Source organism: Halomonas sp. SL18_1 (assembly GCF_055755715.1).
In genome coordinates this window covers 3,219,518-3,244,339 of record NZ_JBVTRK010000001.1, presented here as the reverse complement: position 1 = coordinate 3,244,339, position 24,822 = coordinate 3,219,518, and the positions used below count along the sequence as shown (strand labels likewise).

22 protein-coding genes and 5 pseudogenes are annotated in these 24,822 nt (G+C 67.2%); 16 read left to right on the top strand and 11 right to left on the bottom strand.

The genetic code is table 11. The features are described 5' to 3' along the window. Positions 1-56: 56 nt before the first annotated feature. The 3 genes and pseudogenes from ACSJDS_RS16525 to phaC all read left to right on the top strand — a co-directional run bounded on the left by ACSJDS_RS16525 (position 57) and on the right by phaC (position 3,111). Entirely contained in the window at positions 57-470 is a 414-nt protein-coding gene (locus tag ACSJDS_RS16525) for a hypothetical protein (RefSeq protein ID WP_473034200.1), read from the top strand. 139 nt (positions 471-609) lie between these two features. Then, positions 610-1,068, top strand: coding sequence for a phasin family protein (locus tag ACSJDS_RS16520; protein WP_473034199.1), 459 nt, complete (start codon positions 610-612; stop codon positions 1,066-1,068). A 202-nt stretch (positions 1,069-1,270) separates the two neighbouring features. Continuing rightward, positions 1,271-3,111, top strand: a pseudogene (phaC, locus tag ACSJDS_RS16515) (class I poly(R)-hydroxyalkanoic acid synthase). Between the two features lie 63 nt (positions 3,112-3,174). On the opposite strand, the pseudogene lnt reads toward phaC, so the two are convergent. From lnt to miaB, 5 genes and pseudogenes are all read right to left on the bottom strand, one after another. Beyond that, a pseudogene (gene lnt, locus ACSJDS_RS16510) lies at positions 3,175-4,649 on the bottom strand (apolipoprotein N-acyltransferase). A 25-nt stretch (positions 4,650-4,674) separates the two neighbouring features. Beyond that, on the bottom strand, positions 4,675-5,547 hold the full coding sequence (locus ACSJDS_RS16505; protein ID WP_473034198.1) for an HlyC/CorC family transporter: 873 nt from the start codon (positions 5,545-5,547) through the stop codon (positions 4,675-4,677). Beyond that, positions 5,544-6,110: an rRNA maturation RNase YbeY gene (gene ybeY / locus ACSJDS_RS16500; protein WP_473034197.1), complete on the bottom strand. Its 567-nt coding sequence runs from the start codon at positions 6,108-6,110 to the stop codon at positions 5,544-5,546. Before ybeY ends, ACSJDS_RS16505 begins: the two co-directional genes overlap by 4 nt. After that, a complete protein-coding gene (locus tag ACSJDS_RS16495) occupies positions 6,067-7,161 on the bottom strand; it encodes a PhoH family protein (protein ID WP_473034196.1) in 1,095 nt (364 codons plus the stop codon). Before ACSJDS_RS16495 ends, ybeY begins: the two co-directional genes overlap by 44 nt. Before the next feature lie 210 nt (positions 7,162-7,371). After that, the gene (miaB, locus tag ACSJDS_RS16490; protein ID WP_473034194.1) at positions 7,372-8,715 is read right to left on the bottom strand and encodes a tRNA (N6-isopentenyl adenosine(37)-C2)-methylthiotransferase MiaB; all 1,344 of its coding nucleotides are present in this window, start codon (positions 8,713-8,715) and stop codon (positions 7,372-7,374) included. 420 nt (positions 8,716-9,135) lie between these two features. Here miaB and ACSJDS_RS16485 point away from each other — a divergent pair, with 420 nt between their 5' ends. From ACSJDS_RS16485 to ltrA, 3 genes are all read left to right on the top strand, one after another. After that, positions 9,136-9,762 (top strand): TIGR04211 family SH3 domain-containing protein, encoded by a 627-nt coding sequence (locus tag ACSJDS_RS16485; protein ID WP_473035054.1) that lies wholly within the window; start codon positions 9,136-9,138, stop codon positions 9,760-9,762. A 10-nt stretch (positions 9,763-9,772) separates the two neighbouring features. Further along, positions 9,773-10,411: a thiopurine S-methyltransferase gene (locus ACSJDS_RS16480; protein WP_473034192.1), complete on the top strand. Its 639-nt coding sequence runs from the start codon at positions 9,773-9,775 to the stop codon at positions 10,409-10,411. Between the two features lie 663 nt (positions 10,412-11,074). Further along, positions 11,075-12,370, top strand: a complete 1,296-nt coding sequence (ltrA, locus tag ACSJDS_RS16475; RefSeq protein WP_473034191.1) for a group II intron reverse transcriptase/maturase — start codon at positions 11,075-11,077, stop codon at positions 12,368-12,370. 215 nt (positions 12,371-12,585) lie between these two features. Here the strand turns inward: ltrA and ACSJDS_RS16470 are convergent, their stop codons facing one another. Further along, on the bottom strand, positions 12,586-13,188 hold the full coding sequence (locus ACSJDS_RS16470; protein WP_473034190.1) for a YajG family lipoprotein: 603 nt from the start codon (positions 13,186-13,188) through the stop codon (positions 12,586-12,588). A gap of 200 nt (positions 13,189-13,388) precedes the next feature. Here ACSJDS_RS16470 and ACSJDS_RS16465 point away from each other — a divergent pair. The 6 genes and pseudogenes from ACSJDS_RS16465 to ACSJDS_RS16440 all read left to right on the top strand — a co-directional run. Next, positions 13,389-13,757: pseudogene (locus ACSJDS_RS16465) on the top strand (MHYT domain-containing protein); the annotation flags it as partial. 20 nt (positions 13,758-13,777) lie between these two features. Beyond that, positions 13,778-13,894 (top strand): MHYT domain-containing protein, encoded by a 117-nt coding sequence (locus tag ACSJDS_RS16460; RefSeq protein WP_473034189.1) that lies wholly within the window; start codon positions 13,778-13,780, stop codon positions 13,892-13,894. 47 nt (positions 13,895-13,941) lie between these two features. Continuing rightward, a complete protein-coding gene (locus tag ACSJDS_RS16455) occupies positions 13,942-15,327 on the top strand; it encodes an ATP-binding protein (RefSeq protein ID WP_473034188.1) in 1,386 nt (461 codons plus the stop codon). Beyond that, complete coding sequence (locus ACSJDS_RS16450) at positions 15,285-15,809, top strand: response regulator (RefSeq protein WP_473034187.1); 525 nt, start codon at positions 15,285-15,287, stop codon at positions 15,807-15,809. Before ACSJDS_RS16455 ends, ACSJDS_RS16450 begins: the two co-directional genes overlap by 43 nt. Beyond that, positions 15,734-16,264 carry a hypothetical protein gene (locus tag ACSJDS_RS16445; protein WP_473034186.1) on the top strand — a complete coding sequence of 177 codons (531 nt, stop codon included), beginning with the start codon at positions 15,734-15,736 and terminating at the stop codon, positions 16,262-16,264. The genes ACSJDS_RS16450 and ACSJDS_RS16445 overlap by 76 nt, the downstream gene beginning before the upstream one ends. A gap of 8 nt (positions 16,265-16,272) precedes the next feature. Further along, on the top strand, positions 16,273-17,286 hold the full coding sequence (locus ACSJDS_RS16440; RefSeq protein ID WP_473034185.1) for a response regulator: 1,014 nt from the start codon (positions 16,273-16,275) through the stop codon (positions 17,284-17,286). A gap of 9 nt (positions 17,287-17,295) precedes the next feature. Here the strand turns inward: ACSJDS_RS16440 and ACSJDS_RS16435 are convergent, their stop codons facing one another. The 5 genes and pseudogenes from ACSJDS_RS16435 to cysP all read right to left on the bottom strand — a co-directional run bounded on the left by ACSJDS_RS16435 (position 17,296) and on the right by cysP (position 21,140). Next, positions 17,296-17,760, bottom strand: a complete 465-nt coding sequence (locus tag ACSJDS_RS16435; protein WP_473035053.1) for a TOBE-like domain-containing protein — start codon at positions 17,758-17,760, stop codon at positions 17,296-17,298. Between the two features lie 195 nt (positions 17,761-17,955). After that, positions 17,956-18,395: pseudogene (locus tag ACSJDS_RS16430) on the bottom strand (sulfate/molybdate ABC transporter ATP-binding protein); the annotation flags it as partial. Further along, positions 18,392-19,219, bottom strand: coding sequence for a sulfate ABC transporter permease subunit CysW (cysW, locus tag ACSJDS_RS16425; protein ID WP_473034183.1), 828 nt, complete (start codon positions 19,217-19,219; stop codon positions 18,392-18,394). The pseudogene ACSJDS_RS16430 and the gene cysW, both read right to left, overlap by 4 nt. Beyond that, on the bottom strand, positions 19,219-20,082 hold the full coding sequence (gene cysT, locus ACSJDS_RS16420) for a sulfate ABC transporter permease subunit CysT (RefSeq protein WP_473034182.1): 864 nt from the start codon (positions 20,080-20,082) through the stop codon (positions 19,219-19,221). Before cysT ends, cysW begins: the two co-directional genes overlap by 1 nt. 47 nt (positions 20,083-20,129) lie before the next feature. Beyond that, positions 20,130-21,140 carry a thiosulfate ABC transporter substrate-binding protein CysP gene (cysP, locus tag ACSJDS_RS16415; RefSeq protein WP_473034181.1) on the bottom strand — a complete coding sequence of 337 codons (1,011 nt, stop codon included), beginning with the start codon at positions 21,138-21,140 and terminating at the stop codon, positions 20,130-20,132. A gap of 208 nt (positions 21,141-21,348) precedes the next feature. Here cysP and rpe point away from each other — a divergent pair, with 208 nt between their 5' ends. From rpe to trpE, 4 genes and pseudogenes are all read left to right on the top strand, one after another. Next, on the top strand, positions 21,349-22,047 hold the full coding sequence (gene rpe / locus ACSJDS_RS16410) for a ribulose-phosphate 3-epimerase (protein ID WP_473034180.1): 699 nt from the start codon (positions 21,349-21,351) through the stop codon (positions 22,045-22,047). Between the two features lie 5 nt (positions 22,048-22,052). After that, positions 22,053-22,301, top strand: a pseudogene (locus ACSJDS_RS16405) (GIY-YIG nuclease family protein); the annotation flags it as partial. A gap of 87 nt (positions 22,302-22,388) precedes the next feature. After that, on the top strand, positions 22,389-23,123 hold the full coding sequence (locus ACSJDS_RS16400) for a phosphoglycolate phosphatase (protein WP_473035052.1): 735 nt from the start codon (positions 22,389-22,391) through the stop codon (positions 23,121-23,123). Continuing rightward, a complete protein-coding gene (trpE, locus tag ACSJDS_RS16395) occupies positions 23,123-24,616 on the top strand; it encodes an anthranilate synthase component I (protein WP_473035051.1) in 1,494 nt (497 codons plus the stop codon). The genes ACSJDS_RS16400 and trpE overlap by 1 nt, the downstream gene beginning before the upstream one ends. The last annotated feature ends 206 nt before the right edge of the window (positions 24,617-24,822 follow it).

Sequence of the window (24,822 nt, the reverse complement as noted above, 5' to 3'; positions counted from 1 at the left end):
GTTGAGTGTCGGCGCAGGCTGCTACACTGAGGGTGACACCCGCGCAGAGGATTGCCATGAAAATCAACGTCGAGTTCGATCTGACACCGGATGAGTTCCGTCGCGCCCTGGGCCTGCCCGACATCGAGGCCTTTCAGCAGGAGCTGCTCAACCGCATCCAGAAGCAGATGGAGTCGGGGGTGGAGGGCTATGATCCGATGAGCCTGATGCAGCCCTTCCTGCAGCAGCCGGGGATGCCTCAGGGGCTTTCCCAGGGCCTCTCCCAGGGGCTGTCCAGCTTCGGCACCTACCAGCAGATGATGCTCGACATGCTGCGCCAGGCCGCCAGCGGCGCCCGCTCCGGCGGCGATGCCGCCTCGGGGCAGAGCGAATCCGAGTCCGGCGGGGAAGCGGCAGGCAGCGCCAAGGCTCAGGGCGGTCGCCGCAAGAGTACGGCCAGCGCACGGTCGCGTTCGCAGCGCAAGGAGTGACTCTCTCCGGCGTCATCGCAGATGACACTGACCGGCTGTTGCATCCGGCTGCCTGGCAGACTACGCTTTGTGCGGTGCAGCATGGCGAGGGTCGCAATGCTGCGACCTTTGCGTTTACCGCTCCACAGGAGGTTTCACCATGTCGGACAAGATGACCGAGCAGTTCAACGAGCAAACGCGTCAGTTCTTCGAGCCCATGCGCAAGCTCAACTCGCTTATGCTGGGCAACATGGAAAAGATGACCGAGTATCAGCTCGAGGCCATGAAGCGCTACAGCCAGATGGGCACCGAGCGCATGCGCAGCGCCACCGAGGTCAGCGACCCCGAGGGGCTGCGGGATTTCGGCGCCCAGCAGGCCGAAATGATGAACGAGCTTTCCCAGCAGATGATGGAAGACGCCAAGGCCCTCTCCGAGATGAGCATGGAGTTCAAGGCGGAGCTCGAGAAGCTGTTCAGCGAAACCGGCCAGCAGATGGCCGACCAGGCCAAGCAGGCCGGGGGACCGCCAAGCCGGGCGCTGAAGGAGCCGCCAAAAAGGCGGACGCGCCGGCCAAGGCCAGCAGCCAGGCCTCGCGCAAGAGTTGAAAGTGATGGGTGAGTGCTCGGCTCGGCGTGATCGCCAGCCGAGCGCTGTCCGGCTCGCAGCGACGTGTTGGACAAGGCCTGAGGTGGCGCCATGCCTGGCCGCCGTAAGGTATCTTGCTTCCCGGGCCCCGCGATCGGGTGCAACGGGAACTTCGTATTGTTTGGGGCATTCGTGTCGTTGATGTTGCGCCGTTGTCGATGATCAGGAGGGGTCAATGCAGCCAGGTTTGGAAGGTCCGTCTCAGGCCGAACTTGAAGAGTGGAATGCGCAGTTGCAGGAAATCGGTCAGCAGTACCAGGCCTTGATGCAGGATCTGCTGGAACGGATGGCCCCCGATGAGGCCGCCGATACCATCCAGACCGACGTTCGGGAGGCCTTCCGGGCCGGCGCCGAGTCACTGATGCGTGACCCGCAGCTGCTGTGGCAGACCCAGGCCCGGCTGCTCCAGGATCAGTGGCAGCTTTGGCAAAACGGCCTGCAGGCGCTCACCGGCCAGCCGGCGACCCCGCTGGTGATCCCGGAGCGCGGCGACCGCCGCTTCAAGGACGACGCCTGGACCCAGGATCCCTACTACCAGGCGATCATGCAGCAGTACCTGTTGTTCTCGCGCATGGTCGATGAACTGATCGAGCAGCTGGACGGCCTGCCGGAGCAGCAGAAGGGCAACCTGGCCTTCTACGCTCGCCAGGTGGTCAACGCCATGGCACCGACCAACTTCGTCGCCACCAATCCCGAAGTGATGCGCCTGACCCTGGAGACTCGCGGGCAGAACCTGGTCGATGGCCTGGCCAAGCTGCGCGAAGACCTGGCCAACTCCGCCGGCGGACTCAGCGTGACCATGACCGATCGCAGCGCCTTCGAGATTGGCGAGAACATCGCTGTCACGCCGGGCCATGTGGTCTACGAGAACGAGCTGATCCAGCTGATCCAGTACACGCCCACCACCGAGACGGTCTTCAAGACGCCGCTGCTGGTCGTGCCGCCCTGGATCAACAAGTACTACATCCTCGACCTTCGCCAGGACAATTCCCTGGTCAAGTGGCTGGTGGATCAGGGCCATACCGTCTTCCTGATCTCCTGGCGCAACCCGGGCCCCGAGCAGCGCGACCTGACCTGGGCCGACTACATGCAGATGGGTCCCATAGACGCCATGAGCGCCATCGAGCAGGCCACCGGCGAGAAGTCGGTCAACCTGCTCAGCTACTGCATCGGCGGCACCCTGGCGGCCTCCACCGTGGCTTACCTGACCAGCACCCGTCGGGGCCGCAAGGTCAAGTCGGCTACCTACATGACTACCCTGGTGGACTTCCGCGACCCCGGCGAGCTGGGGGTGTTCCTCCACGAGCCGGTGCTGCAGGGCATCGAGGCCAAGCTGGAGGAGCAGGGCTACCTGGATGGGCGCTCCATGGCCTTCACCTTCAACCTGCTGCGCGAGAACGACCTGTTCTGGTCCTTCTATATCAGCAACTACCTAAAGGGCGACCGGCCGGCTCCCTTCGACCTGCTCTACTGGAACACCGACGGCACCAACCTGCCGGCGGGCACCGACGGCTGGTACCTGCGCCATATGTATCTGGAGAACCGCCTGGTGCAGCCGGGCGGTATCGAGCTGGACGGGGTCAAGATCGACCTGCGCAAGGTCTCGACGCCAAGCTATTTCATCTCCACCCGCGACGACCATATCGCCAAGTGGAACAGCACCTACTACGGAGCGCTGCTGCCCAAGGGGCCGGTCACCTTCGTGCTGGGGGGCTCCGGCCACATCGCCGGTGTCGTCAATCCGCCCACAAGAACAAGTACGGCTTTTGGACCAACCCCGAGCTGCCGGACGACCATGAGCAGTGGCTGGCCGGCGCCGAGCAGCACGAAGGCTCCTGGTGGCCGCACTGGCAGCAGTGGATGGTAGACGGCGGCTATGCCGACCCGGAGAAGCGGGTACCCGCCCGTCAGCCCGGCGACGGCGAACTGCCGCTGCTGGAGGAGGCCCCGGGCCGCTACGTCAAGATGACCATCCCCGAGGTGCTGGGCGAACCCCCGGCTTCGCCGGGAGCTTGAAGCTGTAAGCTATGAGCTGTAAGGGGTAGCGCCCAGTGTCTTGCTAACTATCTGGCTTACGGCTTACGGCTTACGGCTTACGTTGCGGAGCCGTAGCCCCGGGGCGACCAGCAGGGCGGCCAACAGCCACACCGGCCAGCTGCCGGTGCGGGTGAAGGGCGTCAGCCCCTGCATGGGGGTGGCCTCGCCGGTCAGGGCGACGGTCTCGAACTGGGGCGCGCGGGCGGTGACCCGGCCCTGGGGGTCGATGATCGCGGTGACACCGTTGCTGGTGGCGCGCACCACGTAGCGGCCGTTCTCCAGGGCGCGCAGCCGCGCCATCTGCAGGTGCTGCAGCGGGCCGATGGACTCGCCGAACCAGGTGTCGTTGGAGACCGTCAGCAGCAGCTCGGCATCCCGGGCGCGCTCGGCCACCAGGTCGGCGTAGATGATCTCGTAGCAGATGGCGTTGCCGATCACCGTGCCGGCGGCCTGCATCGGTGGCTGCCCGGCGGGGCCGCGGGTCATGGCCGGCATCGGCAGGTCGAAGAAGGCGATGGTGCCGCGCAGCAGGTTCTCCAGTGGCAGGAACTCGCCGAAGGGCACCAGGTGCTCCTTGCGATACTGCCCCTCGGCGTTGCCCAGGCCGATCACGCTGTTGTAGTAGAGCCCGTCGCCGTCGCGCTGCAGGATGCCGGTCAGCAGGGCGGTGCCCGGGGCCAGGTGGGTCTGGGCGCGTTCGAGGATCGGTGCGGCTTCCTGTTCGAACATCGGCAGCGCCGCCTCCGGCCAGACGATCAGGTCGACGTCGTCCTCCTGCTCCTGGGTCAGGCGCAGATAGGTGTTGGCGGCGATGCGCTGCCCCTCGGGGGTCCACTTGATCAACTGGTCGAGGTTGCCCTGCAGCAGTGCCACCTTTAGCGGCTCCCCGGCGGGCTCGGTCCACTGGGTCGGCAGCGCCAGGGGGCGAGCCAGAGTGCGGCCACCGGCGCGGTAGCCCACCAGCGTCGACGCAGGAACTCCACCGCCAGGGTGCCCGAGAGCACGGTGATCAACGATAGGGCATAGACGCCGCCGATAGGCGCCCAGGGGGCCAGCGGCGAGTCCACGTGGGAAGCGCCCAGCAGCAGCCAGGGGAAGCCGGTGAACAGCCAGGTACGTAGCCATTCGCCGAGCACCCAGGCGCCAGCGAAGCTGAGAAATGCCAGGCGAGGCCCGCACAGGCGGCGATAGAGCCACAGGGTGGCGGCGAAATAGAGCGCCATGCTGGCCACGAACAGCCCGGTGAGAAACAGCGCCAGGGGCACGCCGGTGTAGCCGTAGTCATGGATGGAGACGTACACCCAGGAGGCCCCCGAGCCGAACAGTCCGACGCCGTAGCACCAGCCGCGCAGCGCGGCCTGACCGGGCGTCAGGGCGTGGATGCCCAGATAGACCAGGCCGGCGGCTACCGGGCCCAGCCACCACAGCTCGAAGGGGGAGGCGGTCAGGGTGGTGAGCACCCCGGCGGCCAGCGCCGCCAGGTAGCCCAGGCGGGGAGAGAAGCGCAGTTCGTTCATGGGTCGTCCCTGGTCTGGCGGTCGATCACTCGTCCTGGTTGAGCTCGTCGCAGGGGCTCGCCTCCAGCAGGCGAATGCGGCGGTTGTCGGCGTTGAGCACGGTGAAGCGCCAGCTGCCCAGATCGGCGAATTCGCCGCGCCCGGGCAGGTGACCGAAGCGCTGCATCACCAGGCCGCCGACGGTATCGAACTCGTCATCCGGGAAGCGGGTGCCGAAGCGCTCGTTGAAGTCTTCGATGGGCGTGAGGGCGCGAATGGCGTAGCGGCCGTCGCCCAGCTCGCGGATATCGTCATCCTCGTCGGTGTCGTGCTCGTCCTCGATGTCGCCGACGATCTGCTCGAGGATATCCTCGATGGTGACGATGCCCGCCGTGCCGCCGTACTCGTCGACCACCACCGCCATGTGGTTGTGGGTGTCGCGAAACTCCTTGAGCAGGCTGTTGAGCCGCTTCGACTCGGGCACGAACATCGCCGGGCGCAGCACGTCCTCGAGCCGGAAGCGCTCGCGCTCCTCGCTGGTGCAGGGCAGCAGCTTGAGCAGGTCCTTGACCAGCAGCAGCCCCTTGACCTCGTCGAGATTCTCGCCGATCACCGGGTAGCGGGAGTGGCCGGTCTCGAAGATCAGCGTCAGGTACTCTTCGGGGGGCTGGTCGACGGCGATAGCGGCCACCTGGGAGCGGGGAATCAGCACCTCGCGCACCTGCTGATCGCTGATCTGCAGGGCGCCCTCGATGATCATCATGGCGTCCTCTTCCAGCTTGAGCCGGGAGCCGGCCTGGCGCAGAAACTCCATCAGTTCGGCCCGCGAGCTGGGTTCGTCGCTGTCCCCGGAGAGGGCGCCGAGCAGCTTGTCCAGCCAGGACTTCCCGGCCTGGCCGGTCGTTCGGTCTTCGCTCATGGGTCGCGTCTCATGTCCTCGGTATCGATGTGTCGCTCGCCGCCCACGGGGTCGGGCGCCGCATAGGGATCGGCGATGCCGAAGCCGGCCAGAATCTCGCGCTCCAGCTGCTCCATGGCCTCGGCCTCGTCATCCTCCAGGTGGTCATGGCCCAGCAGGTGCAGGGTGCCATGCACCACCAGATGAGCGTAGTGGTCTTCCAGGCGCTTGTCCTGTGCTCGCGCTTCCTCCACCACCACCGGATGGCAGATCACCAGGTCGCCGAGCAGCGGCAGTGAGAGGCCCGGCGGGCTGTCGAAGGGGAAGGAGAGCACGTTGGTGGGCTTGTCGCGGCCGCGGTAGTCGCGATTCAGGGTGCGGCTCTCGTCGGCGTCGACGAAGCGCACCGTGACCTCGTGGCGCTCCTCGTCCGGGTGGCGCGCCAGCACGGCGCCGACCCAGGCCGCCAGCGCCGCCGGGGTCGGCAGCGCGTCTTCGGCGGTGGCCAGGGCCACCTGTCGGTCGATGGTGGGGGCGCGCTCATCTGGCGTCGTCGTCCTGGGCGGTGCCGCGGCGGCGTTCATCGCGCCGCTCTTCCCGGCGCTCTTCCCGCTCACGCTCGCGGGCCTCGCGGCGGGCCCGCTCCTCGACCTCCTGGTCGGCCTCGAAGCTCTCGTAGGCCTCGATAATGCGCTGCACCAGGGGATGTCGCACCACGTCCTTGGCGGCGAAGTGGGTGACGCCGATCCCCGGCGTGTCCTTGAGCACCTCGAGCACCTGGATCAGCCCCGAGCTCTGGCCCCGGGGCAGGTCGACCTGGGTGACATCGCCGGTGATCACCGCGGTGGAGCCAAAGCCGATGCGGGTCAGGAACATCTTCATCTGCTCGCGGGTGGTGTTCTGGCTCTCGTCGAGGATGATAAAGGCGTTGTTCAGGGTGCGCCCGCGCATATAGGCCAGGGGGGCGATCTCGATCACCTGGCGTTCGATCAGCTTGCCCACCTGCTCGAAGCCGAGCATCTCGTAGAGCGCGTCGTAGAGCGGGCGCAGGTCAGGGTCGATCTTCTGGGCCAGGTCGCCGGGCAGAAAGCCGAGCTTCTCGCCGGCCTCCACGGCGGGGCGCACCAGCAGGATGCGGCGCACCTCCTGCTGGTTGAGCGCTTCCACCGCGGCGGCCACGGCCAGGTAGGTCTTGCCGGTGCCGGCCGGGCCGATGCCGAAGTTGATGTCGTGGGCGCGGATGCTCTGCACGTAGCCCTGCTGGTTGGCGCCGCGGGGCTTGATCAGCACCTTGGGGGTGCGCAGCAGCACCTCGTCGTCCTCGATGCCTTCCTCTTCGTCCAGGGCCTCGCGGCCCGACTCCTGCAGGAACAGGTGGACGGTGTCCGGCGAGAGGTCGCTGGCCTCGGCCTCGCGGTAGAGGTGTTCGAGCACGTTGGCGGCAGCCTTGACCCGCGGGCCGGGGCCGGCCAGTTGGAAGACGTTGCCGCGGTTGCGCAGGGTGACCCCGAGCCGTGACTCGACCAGCTTGAGGTGCTCGTCGCGCTGGCCACACAGGTTGGCCAGGCGCTGGGGATCGTTGGGTTCAAGGCTCAGGGTGATGATGCGGTTGGCCTGAGAGGCAGGTTGGCTCAAGACAGGGCGGTCCGTAAAGGATGAATGTAGGCTCAGCTTACTGCCCCGGCGGTCGCCGGGGCGATAATGGCACTGGGGTGAGGGGCGCCGGGGCGAGCCGAAGAGGAGGTCCTACGCCAGGGATGGCGTCGGTAGCGCCCAGGGATGGGTTTACAGCGCCTCCTCCGCAGGCTTGCCCCGGATCAGCCCGGGTGGTGCTCTCCGGCTGTTTCAGTAGATCTCGGGCGAGGCCAGCTCGCCGCGCAGCGAGTTGGGCAGCGCCTCGGTGATCTCCACGTCGACGAAATAGCCGATCAGCTCCACCGGGTTGGCGGCGCGGAAGTTGACCACCCGGTTGTTCTCGGTGCGTCCGGAGAGCTGGCCCGGGTCCTTGGGCGAGAAGCCGCTGACCAGGATGCGCTGGGTGGTGCCCACCATGCGCCGGCTGATCTGCATCGCCTGCTGGTTGATGCGCTCCTGAAGGATCGCCAGGCGCTGCTTCTTGGTGGCTTCCGGCGTGTCATCGTCCAGCGAAGCCGCCGGGGTGCCGGGGCGCGCCGAGTAGACGAAGCTGAAGGAGTGGTCGAAGCCGATGCGACCGATCAAGTCCATGGTCGCTTCGAAGTCCGCTTCCGTCTCGCCGGGGAAGCCGATGATGAAGTCTGATGAGAAGCTGATATCCGGGCGCAGCGCGCGGATACGCTCCAGCTTCTCGACGTACTCCTCGGCGGTGTGGCCACGCTTCATGGCGGCGAGGATGCGGTCGGAGCCGGCCTGCACCGGCAGGTGCAGGTGGCTGACCAGCTCGGGAATCTCGCCGTAGGCCTCGATCAGGCTGTCGGAGAACTCCACCGGGTGGGAGGTGGTGAAGCGGATGCGGTCGATCCCCTCCACCGCCGCCACGCAGGCGATCAGTTCGGCCAGGTCGATCTCGTCACCGAGCTGATTCTCGCCGCGATAGGCGTTGACGTTCTGGCCCAGCAGGTTGATCTCCCGCACCCCCTGATCGGCCAGGTGGATCACCTCGTCCATGACCGCCTCGAAGGGCCGCGAGACCTCTTCGCCACGGGTGTAGGGCACCACGCAGAAGGTGCAGTACTTGGAGCAGCCCTCCATTACCGAGACGAAAGCGGTGGCGCCGTCGGAGCTGGGCTGGGGCAGGTGGTCGAATTTCTCGATCTCCGGGAAGGTGACGTCCACCACCGAGATCTGGTTCTGCTGGCGGGCGTCGAGCATCGAGGGCACCCGGTGCAGGGTCTGGGGGCCGAACACCATGTCCACATGAGGCGCCCGCTTGCGCAGCGCCTCGCCCTCCTGGCTGGCCACGCAGCCGCCCACGCCGATCACCAGGTCGGGGTTGGCCTCCTTGAGCTTCTTCCAGCGGCCGAGCTGGTGGAACACCTTCTCCTGAGCCTTCTCGCGGATCGAGCAGGTGTTGAGCAGTATGACGTCGGCATCGCCTTCGTCGTCGGTCAGCTCCAGCTGATGGGATTCGCCGAGCAGGTCCGCCATGCGCGCGGAGTCGTACTCGTTCATCTGGCAGCCGTGAGTCTTGATGAAGAGTTTCTTCGCCATAAGAATAGAGTCTGGTCGGTTGCCCGACGCAAGCGTCACCGGTGAGTGGAGTGTCGCGGGAGTGCGGCCGAAAGCCGTTCTCGAAGGTGGTCGTATTATACGGAAGGCCCCGCGGCGGGGCCAGCTCAGGCGCGTTGTCGTCCCACGACTGTGGTACCCTTGGCGGCTTGCATCGGACGCCGAGACAGCAGGGCGCTGGTCAGCGAATGATCAGCCGTCGCCGTGGCCGCCCCCGTCGCGGCCTTGGGCGCCTTTCCAGCGGTTGTCCCGATAGTTGTCCACAGAAGCTGTGGAAAACGATCAGCACGAGAGATAACAGTCTCATCGGTCGTTGCCGGAACGGGAGGTTCTGCGACGGCATACGGGTCGCGGCAGCAATGACGCCGCATGTGAGCCTTCGATAGTCAGGACTACGGCATGATGATGTACAGATTCAAGACCCTTCTGGTGGGTGTGACCCTGGGGCTGGCGGCCCTGCCGCTTCACGCCCAGACCGACGACGGCGCCACCCACTGGGTTTCCGACGAGCTGACCACCTGGGTGCGCAGCGGCCCCACCGACGGCTACCGTATCATCGGCACCCTGACCGCTGGCGAGCCGGTCCAGGTGCTGGAGACCAGCGGCGACTACAGCCGGGTAGAAAACGGTGAGGGCAACACCGTCTGGGTGCAGAGCAACGAACTCCAGGACGCCCCCAGCGCGCGGGTCCAGTTGCCCGAGCTGGAAGCTCAGGTGGCAGAGCTCGAGGCGGAGCTGGGCAGCATCAACGAGACCTGGGAGAACCGGGTGGCGACGATGACCGAGACCCTCGAAGTGCGTGAGCAGCGCATCGGCGAGCTCGAGGCCCGCAATCGCGAGCTCGACGGTGAGGCCGAGCAGTCCCGCCAGACCATCCGCCAGCTGCAGGCGCGCCTGGACACCCAGGAGGAGGACCTGCTGATGCGCTATTTCATGTACGGCGGTGGGGTGGCCGGTGCGGGCCTGCTGGTGGGGCTGATCGTGCCGCACCTGCCCCGCAAGAAGCGCAGAAACGACCGCTGGTTCTGACGGAGGCCATATGGCGAAGGAGTGGCTCGACCGCTGGCGCGAGGGGCGCATCGGCTTTCACCGCGATGAGACCCATCCGGCGCTGATCCGCCACTGGCCCCTGCTGGGGGCCAGGCCCGGCACCAAGGTGCTGGTGCCGCTGTGCGGCAAGAGCCTGGACATGCGCTGGCTGGCGCAGCATGACCATCCGGTGCTGGGCATCGAGCTGGCGTCCGAGGCCATCGAGCAGTTCGTCGCCGAGGGGGTCGGCGAGATCTCGCGCTATCGCCAGGCGCCCTTCGATATCTGTCGCCAGGGCAGCGTCGAGCTGTGGTGCGGCGACTTCTTCCACTTCCATATCGAGCAGGCCGCCGAGATCGGCGCCTTCTACGACCGGGCCGCCCTGATCGCCCTGCCGGCGGCCACCCGCCAGCGCTATGCCTTTCATCTGGCTCAGCTGATTCCCCCGGGCGCCCGGGGGCTGCTGATCAGCCTGGAGCGGGCGCCGGGGGATGCCGGCGGCCCACCCTACAGCGTGTCGGGTGCGGAGGTGCGCGAGCTGTTCGAGCCCAACTTCCAGGTCACCCACCTGGAGGACGGCGCTCCGGAGCCCGGCAGCGGCTTTCGAGAGAGCGTCTGGGCCATGGTTCGCCGAGGGCCCAAGGTTTAGGTGGATGGCCGGCCCGGATGGACTTTTGTGGGAGGCCGGCTCCGCCGGGCGAAGGCGCCGTATAGGAGGCCGGCTCTGCCCAGCGAAGGCGCCGCAGGCGCCCAATACCGGCAGCGCTGCGCGCTGCTTCGCGAGCTGAAGCTCCCTCCAGTGCGCCCGAGAAGGCGTGCACACAGTGCGGTGAGAGTCCGCATCGGGGTAAGCCATGGCCCCGTAGCCAAAGGTAACTGCGTCGTCGCGAGGCGGGGTGGGAAGCAACCGGAGGCGAACTGGCGGTCCGTAGGATGACGAACTCGATTCGGCCGGGTCAGGTGGCGAGCTCGCTGGGAGATAGCGAAGCCTGAAACTCACCCGTCGCGCTGGTATGGCGGACAAAGCGACGACGGGACCTGCCAGGTGGTTGGAGGCGGAACGTCAGGAAGGGTGTACGAGATAAACGGGGAGACCTGGCAGCCGAGGTGACAGCGGCCAGGAGTCAGAGCCTTCATAGTACCCGGCGTGCGGATCACGCCCTGGCCACGGCTCATCCCGGCGAAAGCCGGGATCGAGAGATGCTGGAGCGCGGACTCTGCCTACCGCCAAGGCGCCGCACAGGAGGCGCAGAGAACAGAACCTGCGCCGAGGGAAGGGAGGCAGGAAGATGGATGCGAGAGACGACCAGAGATGAGCGAACGCGACAGCACAGCATCGACAGTGCCCCACGATGGGGTTAAACAAGATGCGTCAACACCCGCCACGATGGCAGGGATTGACCGCTCGATCTGGACGGACCGCATGTTGGCGGCGCTGGATAACGGCGTCAAAGGACGTAAGTGGTTCAGTCTGATCGACAAGGTATACCGCTCGTCGACCCTGGTCAGTGCCTGGCTGCAGGTCTACCGCAACCAGGGAGCGGCGGGTGTCGATCGGCAAAGCGTGTCCCGCTTTGCGTCGCAGGCCGAACGCTACCTTGAGGAGCTCCAGGCCGACCTGGCAGCGGGGTGTTACCGCCCGCAAGCGGTGCGACGCGTCGAGATCCCCAAGGGCAACGGCAAGATGCGCCCGCTGGGCATTCCGACCGTCAAGGACCGTATTGTCCAGGCAGCGGTCAAGCGCGTGATCGAACCGATCTTCGAGCATGAGTTCCTGCCGATGAGCTACGGCTTCCGGCCGGGCAGAGGCTGCAAGGATGCCTTACGAGACGTTGATGAGGCGCTCAAGGCGGGCATGACCTGGGTGGTGGATGCGGATCTGCAAGGCTATTTCGATAGCATCCCGCACGACCGCCTGATGGCCCGCGTCGAGGGACGGATCAGCGACGGTCGACTGCTGGCCTTGCTACGAAGCTGGTTGAGCCAGGATATTGTCAGCGACATGAGCCGATGGACCCCCACGTCAGGGACGCCACAAGGAGTGATCATCAGCCCCTTGTTGGCGAACGTCTACCTGCATCCGCTGGACCAGGAAGTGACACAGCACGGCTACCGTATGGTGCGGTATGCCGATGACTTCGTCATTCTCTGCCACAGTGAGCAGGAGGCCCGACAAGCCCTGGCCCACGTACAGGAATGGGTGGCGGCGAATGGCCTGACCCTGCACCCTGACAAGACCCACGTCGGCGATTGCCGGCAGAAGGGACAGGGTTTCGACTTCCTAGGCTACCGCTTCGAGGCGGGCAGGCGCTGGGTGCGTAAGAAGAGCCTCAAGGCGTTCAAGGACAAGGTGAGAAGCAAGACGCGGCGGACGGAAGGCAAGAGCTTGCGGCACGTCATTGCCTCGCTGAACCCCATGCTGAGAGGCTGGTTCGGCTACTTCCAGCATGCCTATCGGACGACGTTCCGGCCTCTGGATGGCTTCATTCGTCGACGTCTTCGGGCCATGCTGCGCAAGCAGGAGAAGCGCCCGGGCGTGGTAACACCCGGTCGGACACATGGCGCTGGTCGAATACGTTCTTCGCGACCGCAGGGCTCTTCACCCTAGCCGGAGCCTGGCGGTACGCGAGCCAATCCCGATGAGGAAAACCATCGACTGGAGAGCCGTGTGCGGGAGAACCGCACGCACGGTTCGGAGGGCGGGGAGGGCACAGCCCTTCCCGACCCCTATCTTTGTCGCTTCCGTCTTGGCAGGACATGCAGTGTGGGAGGCCGGCTCCGCCGGCGGTTCGACGCTTCGACGAAGGCCCCGGCCCACCGAGTTCAGCGTGCCAGCAGCTGGCCCAGTTCGGGGTCGCGGAAGGTTCGGTCAAGCCCGTTGGAGAGCAGCTCATTGAGCATGCGAGTGTTGGCGTTGCGGTCCGGGCGCACCGCATAGGTCTGGGTGCGCCGCGAGGTGTAGGTGCCGGTGTAGGTGGTGCTGCGGTTGACCGCCCTGGCCTCGAAGACCGCTTCCAGGCGGGCCTCGTCGATCACCGGGCGGCTCTGGCCGCGCTCGTAGCCCAGATGCATCAGGGTCAGGGTCAGGCTGGGCCGCCCCTCGGCGGGCTCGGTGGTGGGCGAGAAGCCCATGTCGCGCAGAGCGCGCTCCGCCTCGGCCTGCAGCCGGGGCACCAGCTCATGGGCGCTGACGTTGATGGTGGCGGTGGACATGGCGCTGCCGGTGCGGGTGCCGATCACCTCGCCGTCGCGCTGGTCCACCGCCATCACGGTGATGGCCTGGCCACTGCCGCTGGTCGGCACCTCGGCGCTGCGCCGGGGATCGAGCTGCAGGTAGTGGGGGCTGGCGCAGCCGCCCAGCAGCAGGCTGACCAGCAGCAGGCTGGCAGCACGCTGCCAGCGGCGAACGAGATGGCATTGAGGCATCCTGATTCTCCCGGGTCATGGCATGGGGTAGCCGAGTATAGCCATGTCGCGAAAGCCGCAACAGCCTGTCGTGTCGACCCCCATCGCAGGTATCCCCGCTCAAGCTGGCCATGCTGCGTGCCGATAACGGAGACAACGCGCCTGGTCACCCTCGGTGCCACCTCCCATTTGCCGCTGACTCACGCTGACAGGTCTCGACATTGCTCTCACTGGATCATTTCTTCGTACTCGGCCCGGCGCCCGAGAAGCTCGTCACCGGTCAGTACAATCTCTGGCTGGTCGCGCTGTCCCTGGCCATCGCCATCGGGGCCTCCTACATGGCCTTGACGCTGGCGGCTGCCGCTCGGCGCAGTCGCTCGCCGTTCATGCTGCGGCTGCATCTGGCGAGCGGGTCGGCTTCGCTGGGGCTTGGCATCTGGTCCATGCACTTTATCGGCATGCTGGCGTTTCAAATGCCGACCCACGTGCACTATCACCCGGGAATCACCGCCCTGTCGGCACTGCCCAGCCTGCTGGCCTCCTGGGTCACCCTCAGCCTGCTGTCGCGCCATGACCTGACGCGGGTGCGGTTGGCGGCCGGGGGCTGGCGGTGGGTTCGGGGATCGGCGCGATGCACTATCTGGGCATGGCGGCCATGGAGATCGGCCCCGCGCTGCGCTACGACCCGGGCTTTTTGCGCTCTCCATCCTGGTGGCGGTGGGGCTAGGTACCCTGTCGCTCTGGGCCAATTTCGGGCTGAGGAAACGGTTCGGGTTGAAAGGGAGCCGCCGGCGCCTGCTGGCCGCGGGCATCATGGGGCTGGCCATTGCCGGCATGCACTACACCGCCATGGAGGCGGCGCGCTTCATCGGGGACTCGGCAGCGGATTTCATGCCGGGAAGCCAGCGCCACACGGTGCTGGCGCTGGCGATCGCCTTCATCGCCGTGGCCTGCAGCCTGCTTGCCGCCAGCGTCAACGCCATTGCGCGCTACCGCAGCCTCTATCGCCACAGCCAGGAGGTCGCCAGCGAGCTGCAGACCACGGTGGATGCGGCCGTCGACGGCATCATCAAGATATCGGAGCGTGGCACCCTGCTCTCCTTCAACCAGTCCGCCGAGCGGATTCTGGGCTATCGGGCTCATGAGGTGCTCGGCAAGAACGTCAGCATGCTGATGCCGGAACCGCATCGCGGTGCCCACGACAGCTATCTGGACAACTACCTGTGCACCGGTGAACGAAAGATCATCGGCACCGGCCGCCGGGTGATGGCGGTGCGCAAGGATGGCCAGCAGATCCCGGTCCGTTTGGCCATCGGGGAGGCGCGCGTCGACGGGCGCAGCACCTTCGTCGGCTTCGTGACCGATATCTCCGAGCGAGTGCGCATGGAGAACGACCTGCGTCGGGCCAAGGAGGTCGCCGAGCAGGCGGCCGAAGCCAAGAGCAGCTTCCTGGCCAATATGAGCCATGAGATCCGTACCCCGATGAATGCCATCATCGGGTTCACCGACCTGGTACTGGAGACACCGCTGGAGCCGGTGCAGGCCAAGCACCTGGACACTGTCAGGAACTCCGCCCGGTCGCTGCTGGCCCTGCTCAATAACATTCTGGACACGGCCAAGCTCGATGGTGGGCATACCCAGCTGGAAGAGAAGGATTTCTCCCTGCACGCCGTCTGCGAACAGGTCGTCGCCACCCAGTCGCTGAATGCACAACGCAAGGGGCTGTACCTCGAACTGGATTATCAGGCGCCGGAGTATTTCCGGGGTGACCCGCTGCGCATCCAGCAGGTGGTGCTCAACCTGATCAGCAATGCGGTCAAGTTCACGGAGGCCGGGGGTGTCACGGTGCGGGTGCGTCATGCCGACGGCGGGGACGTTACGCTTGAGGTGGCGGATACCGGCATCGGGATTCCCGCCGACCGGATCGACACGATCTTCGAGCCCTTTGCCCAGGCCGATGCCAGCATGACCCGGCGCTTCGGCGGCACCGGTCTTGGTACGACCATCGCCCGGCAGCTCACGGAGCTGATGGGCGGGCGGATCACCGTGGAGAGCACGCCCGGGGCGGGGACCCGCTTCCAGGTCAGCCTCCCCTGGCGATCGGGCAGCCGGTCGTCATGGACGACACACCGGATAGGGAGACGCCGCTGCCACCCTTGAAGGTGCTGGTGGCGGATGACGTTTCCCAGAACCTGGTGCTGCTCAAGACCCTCCTGGAGCAGCGCCAGCATCGGGTGATCACGGCCGAAAATGGGGAAGAGGCCGTGGCCCGCTTCGCCGAGCAGACCTTCGATGTGGTGCTGATGGATGTCCAGATGCCGACCATGAACGGCCACCAGGCCACCCGGGAAATTCGCCGGCGTGAGGCGGAGAAAGAGCTGTCGCACACCCCGGTGATTGCGCTGACGGCCAGCGTCCTGGAGGATGACCGGCGCGATGCGCTGGGCGCCGGGATGGACGGTTTCGCCACCAAGCCCATCAACGTCCCGGAGCTGACCGCGGAGATCGCCCGCCAGCTGGGCCTGGACGTCATTGCGCCCGGGGGGCGGCGCCGGAGGATGAGGGGGTGGTGGATGCCACCGTGGTGGAGCAGCTCTGGCCGGACAGGGCCGCTCACCGGCAAGCCGCTCGACGGTTTCTGACCCTGCCTGACAGCCGGCCCTCGGAGCTCTACCATGAGCGGGATCGCTCCTGCGCCCAGGCGCTGGCGCACCGTCTGCGGGGAACCGCCGCCAACCTGGGGTTCCGCGACCTGGCCGCCGCGCTGGCCACTGTTGAACTTACCCTTCAGCAGGGAGACGTCGTCGGCGGCCTGGAGTGGCAGCAGCTCGCCGAGCGCTTCAGGGCCGCCGAGCAGTGGCTCGACCGTCAGCCGGACGAGGCGCAGAGCGAGCCGCCCGATTGCCCGCCGCCGAGCCCGCAGGCCATCGAGGCGCTCATCGAGCAGCTCGACCACGGCGAAGTGCCCGACCAGGCCGTACCCCTGATCCAGACGATTCTGCCTGAACCGGCCCTGAGCGAGGCCACGCAGGCGCTCGCCGACTTCGAGCCGGAGAGAGCCGCCCGACTCCTGACCCAGTTCCTACCGCCCCGCTGAGGATGCCGATGCTGACCGATACCCGGACGCTGCTGCTCGTGGACGATGAACCTGCCAACCTGCAGGTCCTGCAGAACATTCTCGCCAGCGACTACCGCTTGCTTTTCGCCCGGGATGGCGAGCGGGCACGACGGATCGCCCGCTCCGAGCGGCCGGACCTGATCCTGCTGGATGTCATGATGCCCGGCCTGTCGGGCCACGAGGTCTGCCAGGCCCTCAAGCAGGACCCCCAGACCCGCCACATCCCGGTGATCTTCGTGACCGCGCTCTCCGACGTGGAGGACGAAATCCGGGGCTTCGATCTCGGCGCGGTGGATTACATCACCAAGCCGGTCAGCGCCCCCATCGTGCGCGCGAGGGTGCGGAACCACCTCTCCCTAGTGCAGCTGGACGAGCTGGTGGAGACCCGGCTGGCAGTGGTTCAGCGGCTGGGGCGGGCGTCGGAGTACAAGGATAACGAGACGGGACTTCATGTGATTCGCATGAGCCACTATTCACGCCTGATTGCCCTGGCCTGCGGCATGGGCGCCGCCTGGTCCGATACGCTGCTCAACGCCTCTCCCATGCACGACGTGGGCAAGATCGGCATCCCGGATGCCATCCTGCAGAAGCCGGGCAAGCTCGACGCCGAGGAGTGGAAGATCATGAAGCGCCACGCCGAAATCGGAGCCCGGATCATCGGAGAGGACGGCTCCGACCTGATGGCGATGGCGCGGGAGGTGGCGCTCTGTCATCACGAGAAGTGGGACGGCAGCGGCTACCCCAAGGGGCTCGCCGGCGAGCAGATTCCCCTCGCGGCACGTATCGTCGCCATTGCGGATGTCTTCGATGCCCTCACCAGCGAGCGCCCCTACAAGAAGGCCTGGCCGGTGGAGGAGGCGACCCAGCTGATCCGGGAGCAGGCGGGCAAGCATTTCGACCCGGCGCTGGTGGAGGCCTTCCTGATCGCGCTTCCTGAGATCCTGCAGGTTCGGCAGCGCTGGCAAGAGCAGCCCGCGCCCAGCGCCGCCTCCATTAACTGACGCGCTGCTTCAGGAGAGCGCGTCGGCGGTTTCCGGGGTCAGGGCGGGGTCGGTCGGGTCGGGAAAGCGGTGCCAGCGCCGCGGCACGGCGAACAGGCGCTGGCCCCGGGTCAGGTTCAGCTGTTCGAAGTCGGCGTGGCGCACCGTGGCCAGCCACGGCTCGGAGAGCCAGTCGGCGGCCAGCTCCACCCGCACCTCGGCGCCCACCGGGGAGATGGCGGTCACCGTCACCGGCAGATGGGCCTCGCGGGTCGGGGCGGTGGCCAGTTTGACTTCGTGGGGGCGCAGCAGCAGCTCTTCCGGCCCGTCGGGGAGCTCCACCGAGAGGTGGGCATCGCCGCAGGTCAGGATGCCGTCTCGCACCTCGCCCTCCAGGTGGTTGACGTCGCCCAGGAACTCGAACACGAAGCGGTTGGCCGGCGCCCGGTAGAGGGCGTCGGGGGTGTCGATCTGCTCGATGCGGCCGTTGCTCATCACCACCACCCGGTCGGAGAGCTCCAGGGCCTCCTCCTGGTCGTGGGTGACGAAGACGCTGGTGAAGTTGAGCTCGTCGTGCAGGTGGCGCAGCCAGCGGCGCAGGTCCTGGCGCACCTTGGCGTCCAGGGCGCCGAAGGGCTCGTCGAGCAGCAGCACGTCGGGGCGCAGGGCCAGGGCGCGGGCTAGCGAGACGCGCTGCTGCTGGCCGCCGGAGAGCTGAGCCGGGTAGCGCTTGGCGAAGCTTTCGAGCTGCACCATCTCCAGCAGGCGGTGCACCCGGGCGCGGATCTCGCCGCTGGTGGGGCGGCTCTGCGCGGCATCACGGTGAGGCCGAAGGCCACGTTGTCGAACACCGTCATATGGCGGAACAGCGCATAGTGCTGGAAGACGAAGCCGATGCGGCGGTCGCGCACATGCACCTGGGTCACGTCGCGCTCGCCGAACAGGATGCGCCCGGCGGGCTCGCGGTCGGCGCTTTCCAGGCCGGCGATGATGCGCAGCAGGGTGGTCTTGCCGGAGCCCGAGGGGCCGAGCAGGCCGACCAGTTCGCCGTCGCGGATATCCAGGTTCACCGGCTCCAGGGCGCAGGTGCGGCCGAAGTGCTTGGCGATGTTCTGAAGACGGATGCTCATGCATGAACCTCCCGGCGCGCGGCGCGCCATTCCAGGCTGGCCTTGGCGACCAGCGTGAGCAGGGCGATCAGTGCCAGCAGGGCGGCGCTGGCGAAGGCGCCCACGGTGTTGTAGTCCTGGTAGAGCTGCTCCAGGTGCAGCGGCAGGGTGTTGGTCTGGCCGCGAATGGCCCCTGAGACCACCGAGACGGCGCCGAATTCCCCCACCGCCCGGGCATTGGTCAGGATCACCCCGTAGAGCAGCGCCCAGCGGATGTTGGGCAGGGTCACCCGGCGGAAGATGGTCCAGCCCGGCGCGCCCAGGGTCACCGCGGCCTCCTCCTCGCGGGAGCCCTGGGCCTGCATCAGGGGGATCAGCTCCCGGGCCACGAAGGGGCAGGTGACGAAAATGGTCACCAGCAGGATGCCCGGCCAGGCGAACATCAGCTGGATGTCGTGGGTGTCGAGCCAGGCGCCCAGCCAGCCGTTGCGGCCGTAGAGCAGCAGGTAGATCAGGCCGGCCACCACCGGCGACACCGCGAAGGGGATGTCGATCAGGGTCTGCAGGATGCGCCGGCCCGGGAAGCTGAAGCGGGTCACCAGCCAGGCGAGGGCCACCCCGAACACCAGGCAGACCGGAATGGTCAGCAGCGCGATGAACAGCGTCAGGCCGATGGCCGCCACGGTGTACTCGTTGCTGACGTTGGACCAGAACACCGCCACGCCCTGGGCGAAGGCCTGGGCGAAGATGGCCACCAGCGGCAGCAGCAGGAACAGCGCCGACAGCGCCACCGCCGCAAAGATCAGCAGGCGCCGCACCCAGGGCGCATCACCGATTCGCTGCATCAGCCGCGCCCTCCATGCAGTCGCTTGATGAAGCGGCCCTGCCAGACGTTGATCGCCAGCAGCAAGGCCAGGGAGACGAACAGCACCACCGAGGCGATGGCCGAGGCGCCGGCGTAGTCGAACTCCTGCAGCCGCACGAAGATCATCAGTGCGGTGATCTCGGTTTCGTAGGGCATGTTGCCGGCGATGAAGATGATGGCGCCGAACTCGCCCAGCGAGCGCACGAAGGCCAGGCCGGTGCCGGTCACCAGCGCCGGCCACAGATGCGGCAGGATCACCCGCCGGAAGGCCACGCCATCGCTGGCGCCCAGGGTCAGGGCGGCCTCGTCTACCTCGACCGGCAAATCCTCGAGCACCGGCTGAACGGTGCGCACCACGAAGGGGATGCTGGTGAAGGCCATGGCCAGGGCGATGCCCACCCAGGTATAGGCCACCTGCAGCCCCAGCGGCTCCAGCAGCCGGCCCATCCAGCCGTTGCTGGCGTAGAGGGTGGCCAGGGTGATGCCGGCCACCGCGGTAGGCAGGGCGAAGGGCAGGTCCATCAGGGCGTCGAGCAGGCGCTTGCCGGGAAAGGTGTAGCGCACCAGCACCCAGGCCAGCAGCAACCCGAAGGCGCCGTTGACCACCGCCGCCACCGCCGCGGCGCCGATGGTCACGGTGTAGCTGGCCACCACCCGGCCGTCGGTGATGATCGCCCAGTACTGGGCCAGGGTTAGCTCGGCGAGCTGGCCGAACAGGCCGGTCATCGGCAGCAGCAGCACCAGCGAGACGAACATCAGGCTGATGCCCAGCGACAGGCCGAAGCCCGGCAGCACCCGCTTGGGGGCGCTGCCGAGGCCGAAGGGGAGGGCGCGGGTGCTCATGGCAGGCGGCTCATGACGTTGGCTTCAGGAAGCAACGCTGGTCTCGCTCAGCGCCGCTGCAGCTGGTCGAGCAGGGCGCCGCCGGCGAAGTGCTCCTCCATGGCCTGCTCCCAGCTGCCGAAGACATCCTCGACCCGCAGCAGCTCGGTCTCGGGGAACTGCTCGGCGAACTCCTCGACCACCGTCTCGTGGTGCACGCGGTAGTTGAAGCCGGCCAGCAGGCGCTGCGCTTCTTCGGTGTAGAGGTAGTCGAGATAGCCCTGGGCAAGGTCCTGGGTGCCGTTGCGCTCGGCGTTGGTCGCAACCACGGCCACCGGGAACTCGGCCAGGATGCTCAGCGGCGGCACGACCACTTCGTAGTCGTCCTCGCCGTACTCGCCGCGGATGTTGTTGACCTCGGATTCGAAGCTGATCAGCACATCGCCGCGCTCGCGCTCGATGAAGCTGGTGGTGGCGCCGCGGCCGCCGGTGTCGAACACGGCCACGTTGCGCAGGAAGGTGCGCATGAAGTCGTGGATCTGCTCCTCGTCGCCGTCGAAGGCTCGGTCGGCGAAGCCCCAGGCGGCCAGATAGGTGTAGCGGCCGTTGCCGGAAGTCTTGGGGTTGGGGAAGACGATGCTCACGTCCTCGCGCACCAGGTCGTCCCAGCTCTCGATGCCCTTGGGGTTGCCTTCACGCACCAGGAAGGCGGTGGTGGAGTAGTAGGGCGAAGCGTTGTTGGGCAGCGCCTCCTGCCAGTCCTCGGCCACCAGGCCAGCGTCGGCCAGCACCTGGACATCGGTCACCTGGTTGTAGGTCACCACATCGGCGCGAAGCCCCTGCAGGATCGCCCGGGCCTGGGCGGAGGAGCCGCCGTGGGACTGGCTGATGGCCACGGCCTCATCCTGCTCGGCCTGCCACCACTCGCGGAACTCCGGGTTGATGGCGGAGAACAGCTCGCGGGCGATGTCATAGGACGAGTTGAGCAGCTCGCGGTCGGCGGCCAGCGCCGGTGTGGTCAGGCTGGCGCCCAGGGCGATGACAACCGCGGTGCGGCGAAAGGTCGACAGCAGGGACATGCCGGTGACTCCATTCTGGGAAGCATTGAGGGTCAAGGGTAAACCTGCCTCAAGGGAATTACAATAACGTTTTTTATTCGATTTGGAGATATATCTGTGGGGCTTTGCCCACCTCACTGTGCGCCTTGCCGCCGGGGTGACGCCCTCCCCGGGCTACGCAGGTTCCTGCTAGAATACCGCCTTCCCCGAGCGACAGCCTGGATGCCCCATGACCGATGCGACCCGCGATTTCCTGATCGCCCCCTCTATTCTGTCCGCCGACTTCGCCCGTCTCGGTGAAGAGGTCGACAACGTGCTGGCCGCCGGTGCCGACATCGTTCATTTCGATGTCATGGACAACCACTACGTGCCCAACCTGACCATCGGGCCCATGGTCTGCGAGGCGCTTCGCAAGCATGGCGTCACCGCGCCCATCGACGCTCACCTGATGGTCAAGCCGGTGGACCGGCTGATCGGCGACTTCATCGACGCCGGCGCCACCTATATCACCTTCCACCCCGAGGCCTCCGACCATATCGACCGCTCCCTGCAGCTGATTCGCGACGGCGGCTGCAAGTCGGGGCTGGTGTTCAACCCGGCCACACCGCTCTCCTTTCTCGACCATGTCATGGACAAGGTCGACATGGTGCTGCTGATGAGCGTCAACCCCGGCTTCGGCGGCCAGTCCTTCCTGCCTGGCACCCTGGACAAGCTGCGTGCGGCGCGGCGGCGGATCGACGCCTCGGGCTATGACATTCGCCTGGAGATCGACGGCGGCGTGAAGGTCGACAATATCGCCGAGATCGCCCGGGCCGGCGCCGACACTTTCGTGGCCGGCTCGGCGGTGTTCGGCGCCGGACGCGAGGCCGACCCGCACCGCTACGACAGCGTGATGCGCCAGTTCCGCGAGCAGCTGGCCGGGGTCTGAGGCGCGTGTCGGGCGGCGCCTCCTCGGGCCCGGCGCCGACAGCCGGTGCGGGCGGCTGGTATCTCTACCTGATCGAGACCGCCGGCGGCGCCCTCTATACCGGCATCACCACCGACGTGACCCGGCGGCTTGCCGAGCACGCCGCCGGGCGCGGCGCCAAGGCGCTGCGGGGCCGTGGCCCGCTGCGGCTGGTGCATCATGAGCCCGTTGGTAGCCGCGGCGAGGCGCTGCGGCTCGAGGCGAAGATCAAGCGCTTCTCGGCCGCCCGCAAGCGGGCCTGGCTAGGGGAGAGGCAGCGAGCAGGCTGCCGCGATTATCCTGAGGGTCGGCAAGGAGAGAGCATGCACCCCATTCTCGACGGCATCGAACTGGTGGCCTTCGACCTGGATGGCACCCTGGTGGATTCGGTGCCCGACCTGGCGCTGGCCGTGGATGCGGCCCTGGTCGATCTCGACCTGCCCGCCGCCGGCGAGGCCAAGGTGTGCGACTGGGTGGGCAACGGCTCGCTCAAGCTGATGGAGCGTGCGCTGCGGTTTGCAATCCAGGCCAGCGAGGCGCCGGAGAGCCCCATCGAGGTCGACAGCGTTCTGCTGAAGCTTGCCCACGCCGTCTTTCTGGACCACTATTCCCGCGACCCTGCCGCCCATACCCGCCTCTACCCGGGAGTGCGCGAAGGCCTCGACGCCCTGCGGGCGCGCGGGATCCCCCTGGCGCTGATCACCAACAAGCCCCACGCCTTCATCGACCCGATCCTCGAGCGGTTCGGGCTGCAGGCGCACTTCGCGCTGTGCCTGGGCGGCGATAGCCTGCCCCGGAAGAAACCCGACCCGGCGCCGCTGCTGCACGCGGCGGCCCACTTCGGCGTCGCCCCCGACGCCTGCCTGATGGTGGGCGACTCCCGTCACGATATCGCCGCGGGCAAGGCCGCCGGCTTTCGCACCCTGGCGGTGCCCTATGGCTACAACCACGGCGAGCCGGTGCGAGACAGCGGGCCGGATGGCGTGGTTGAATCGCTTGCGGAACTCGTTCACCATCGCCACCCCGCCAAGAGGATGCCAAGAGGACCCCGGGCATGATGACCCCCGAGCGCTTTCAGGAACTGGCCGAGGCCGGCTACAACCGCATCCCGGTCACCCGCGAGGTGCTGGCCGACCTCGACACTCCGCTCTCCACCTACCTGAAGCTGGCCGACGAGCCCTGGACCTTCCTGCTGGAGTCGGTCCAGGGGGGCGAGAAGTGGGGGCGCTACTCGATCATCGGGCTGCCCTGTCGCGAGCGCATCGAGGTGCGCGGCTTCACGGTCATCCATATCATCGACGGCGAGCAGCAGGGCGTCACCGAGGTGGCGGATCCCCTCGACTGGATCGAGCAGTTCCAGGCGCGCTTCCGGGTGCCGCGGCTCGACGACCAGCCGCGCTTCGACGGCGGCCTGGTGGGCTACTTCGGCTACGACACCATCCGCTATATCGAGCCGCGCCTGCGCAGCGCCCAGGTGGCCGACAAGCCCGACCCGCTGGGGGTGCCCGACATCCTGCTGATGGTCTGCGACGACCTGGTGGTGTTCGACAACCTCTCCGGGCGGCTGACCCTCTGGACCCACGCCGACCCCGCCGAGGCCGACGCCTACGAGCGCGGCGTGGCGCGCCTGGCCGAGCTGGAGCGCCGCCTGCGCAGCGCCACCCTCAACACCATCAGCCCCGGCACCGGGCGCAGCGCGGTGGAGGAGGGGCACTTCACCTCGGGCTTCACCGAGGCGGGCTTCAAGGCCGCCGTGGAGAAGATCAAGGAGTACGTGCTGGCCGGCGACGTCATGCAGTGCGTGCCCTCCCAGCGCATGTCGATTCCCTACCGCGCCTCGCCGCTGGACCTCTATCGCGCGCTGAGAAGCCTCAACCCCTCGCCCTACATGTTCTTCTTCAACCTCGACGACCACCACGTGGTGGGCTCCTCGCCGGAGATCCTCACCCGGCTGGAAGACGGCGAGGTGACGGTTCGGCCCATCGCCGGCACCCGGGTGCGCGGCAAGACCGAGGAGGAGGACCGGGCGCTGGAGGCCGACCTGCTGGGCGACCCCAAGGAGGTGGCCGAGCACCTGATGCTGATCGACCTGGGGCGCAACGACGTGGGGCGCATCAGCCAGACCGGCTCGGTGACGGTCACCGACCAGATGGCGGTGGAGCGCTACTCCCACGTGATGCACATCGTCTCCAACGTCACCGGCCGGCTCAAGCCGGGGCTCTCGGCCATGGACGTGCTACGCGCCACCTTCCCGGCGGGCACCCTCTCCGGGGCGCCCAAGATCCGCGCCATGGAAATCATCGACGAGCTGGAGCCGGTCAAGCGCGGCGTCTACTCCGGCGCGGTGGGCTATCTCTCCTGGCACGGCAACATGGACACCGCCATCGCCATCCGCACCGCGGTGATCAAGGACGACGAGCTGCACGTCCAGGCCGGCGCCGGGGTGGTGGCCGACTCGGTGCCCGAACTTGAGTGGCAGGAGACCCTCAACAAGGGCCGCGCCATCTTCCGCGCCGTGGCCATGGCCGAGCAGGGCCTGGATAACCTCTAGCGGACTATCCCCGGATTGACAGGAGTGCCGCCGCGGCGGCACTATTGGCCCATGAACACATCAGATTACACGCATTCGATTCGCCCCTGGTGGCGCCCCTGAAGGAGGGCGGCACCGCTGCGTCTTGAATGACCATGCCGCCGTCGGGGCGGCATTTTTGTGCCTGGTGTCCCTGCACGGCTGGCGAATGCAACAGCCCCTTCCAC

Coding starts and splice junctions, on each gene's coding strand:
- ACSJDS_RS16525 (WP_473034200.1), top strand. CDS start 57: ATGAAAATCAACGTCGAGTTCGATCTGACACCGGATGAGTTCCGTCGC.
- miaB (WP_473034194.1), bottom strand. CDS start 8,715: ATGGCGAAGAAACTCTTCATCAAGACTCACGGCTGCCAGATGAACGAG.
- ACSJDS_RS16480 (WP_473034192.1), top strand. CDS start 9,773: ATGGCGAAGGAGTGGCTCGACCGCTGGCGCGAGGGGCGCATCGGCTTT.
- ACSJDS_RS16485 (WP_473035054.1), top strand. CDS start 9,136: ATGATGTACAGATTCAAGACCCTTCTGGTGGGTGTGACCCTGGGGCTG.
- cysT (WP_473034182.1), bottom strand. CDS start 20,082: ATGAGCACCCGCGCCCTCCCCTTCGGCCTCGGCAGCGCCCCCAAGCGG.
- cysP (WP_473034181.1), bottom strand. CDS start 21,140: ATGTCCCTGCTGTCGACCTTTCGCCGCACCGCGGTTGTCATCGCCCTG.
- ACSJDS_RS16505 (WP_473034198.1), bottom strand. CDS start 5,547: ATGAGCGAAGACCGAACGACCGGCCAGGCCGGGAAGTCCTGGCTGGAC.
- rpe (WP_473034180.1), top strand. CDS start 21,349: ATGACCGATGCGACCCGCGATTTCCTGATCGCCCCCTCTATTCTGTCC.
- ACSJDS_RS16450 (WP_473034187.1), top strand. CDS start 15,285: ATGGACGACACACCGGATAGGGAGACGCCGCTGCCACCCTTGAAGGTG.
- trpE (WP_473035051.1), top strand. CDS start 23,123: ATGACCCCCGAGCGCTTTCAGGAACTGGCCGAGGCCGGCTACAACCGC.
- ACSJDS_RS16435 (WP_473035053.1), bottom strand. CDS start 17,760: ATGAGCAACGGCCGCATCGAGCAGATCGACACCCCCGACGCCCTCTAC.
- ACSJDS_RS16520 (WP_473034199.1), top strand. CDS start 610: ATGTCGGACAAGATGACCGAGCAGTTCAACGAGCAAACGCGTCAGTTC.
- ACSJDS_RS16400 (WP_473035052.1), top strand. CDS start 22,389: ATGCACCCCATTCTCGACGGCATCGAACTGGTGGCCTTCGACCTGGAT.
- ACSJDS_RS16440 (WP_473034185.1), top strand. CDS start 16,273: ATGCTGACCGATACCCGGACGCTGCTGCTCGTGGACGATGAACCTGCC.
- ybeY (WP_473034197.1), bottom strand. CDS start 6,110: ATGAACGCCGCCGCGGCACCGCCCAGGACGACGACGCCAGATGAGCGC.
- ltrA (WP_473034191.1), top strand. CDS start 11,075: ATGAGCGAACGCGACAGCACAGCATCGACAGTGCCCCACGATGGGGTT.
- cysW (WP_473034183.1), bottom strand. CDS start 19,219: ATGCAGCGAATCGGTGATGCGCCCTGGGTGCGGCGCCTGCTGATCTTT.
- ACSJDS_RS16470 (WP_473034190.1), bottom strand. CDS start 13,188: ATGCCTCAATGCCATCTCGTTCGCCGCTGGCAGCGTGCTGCCAGCCTG.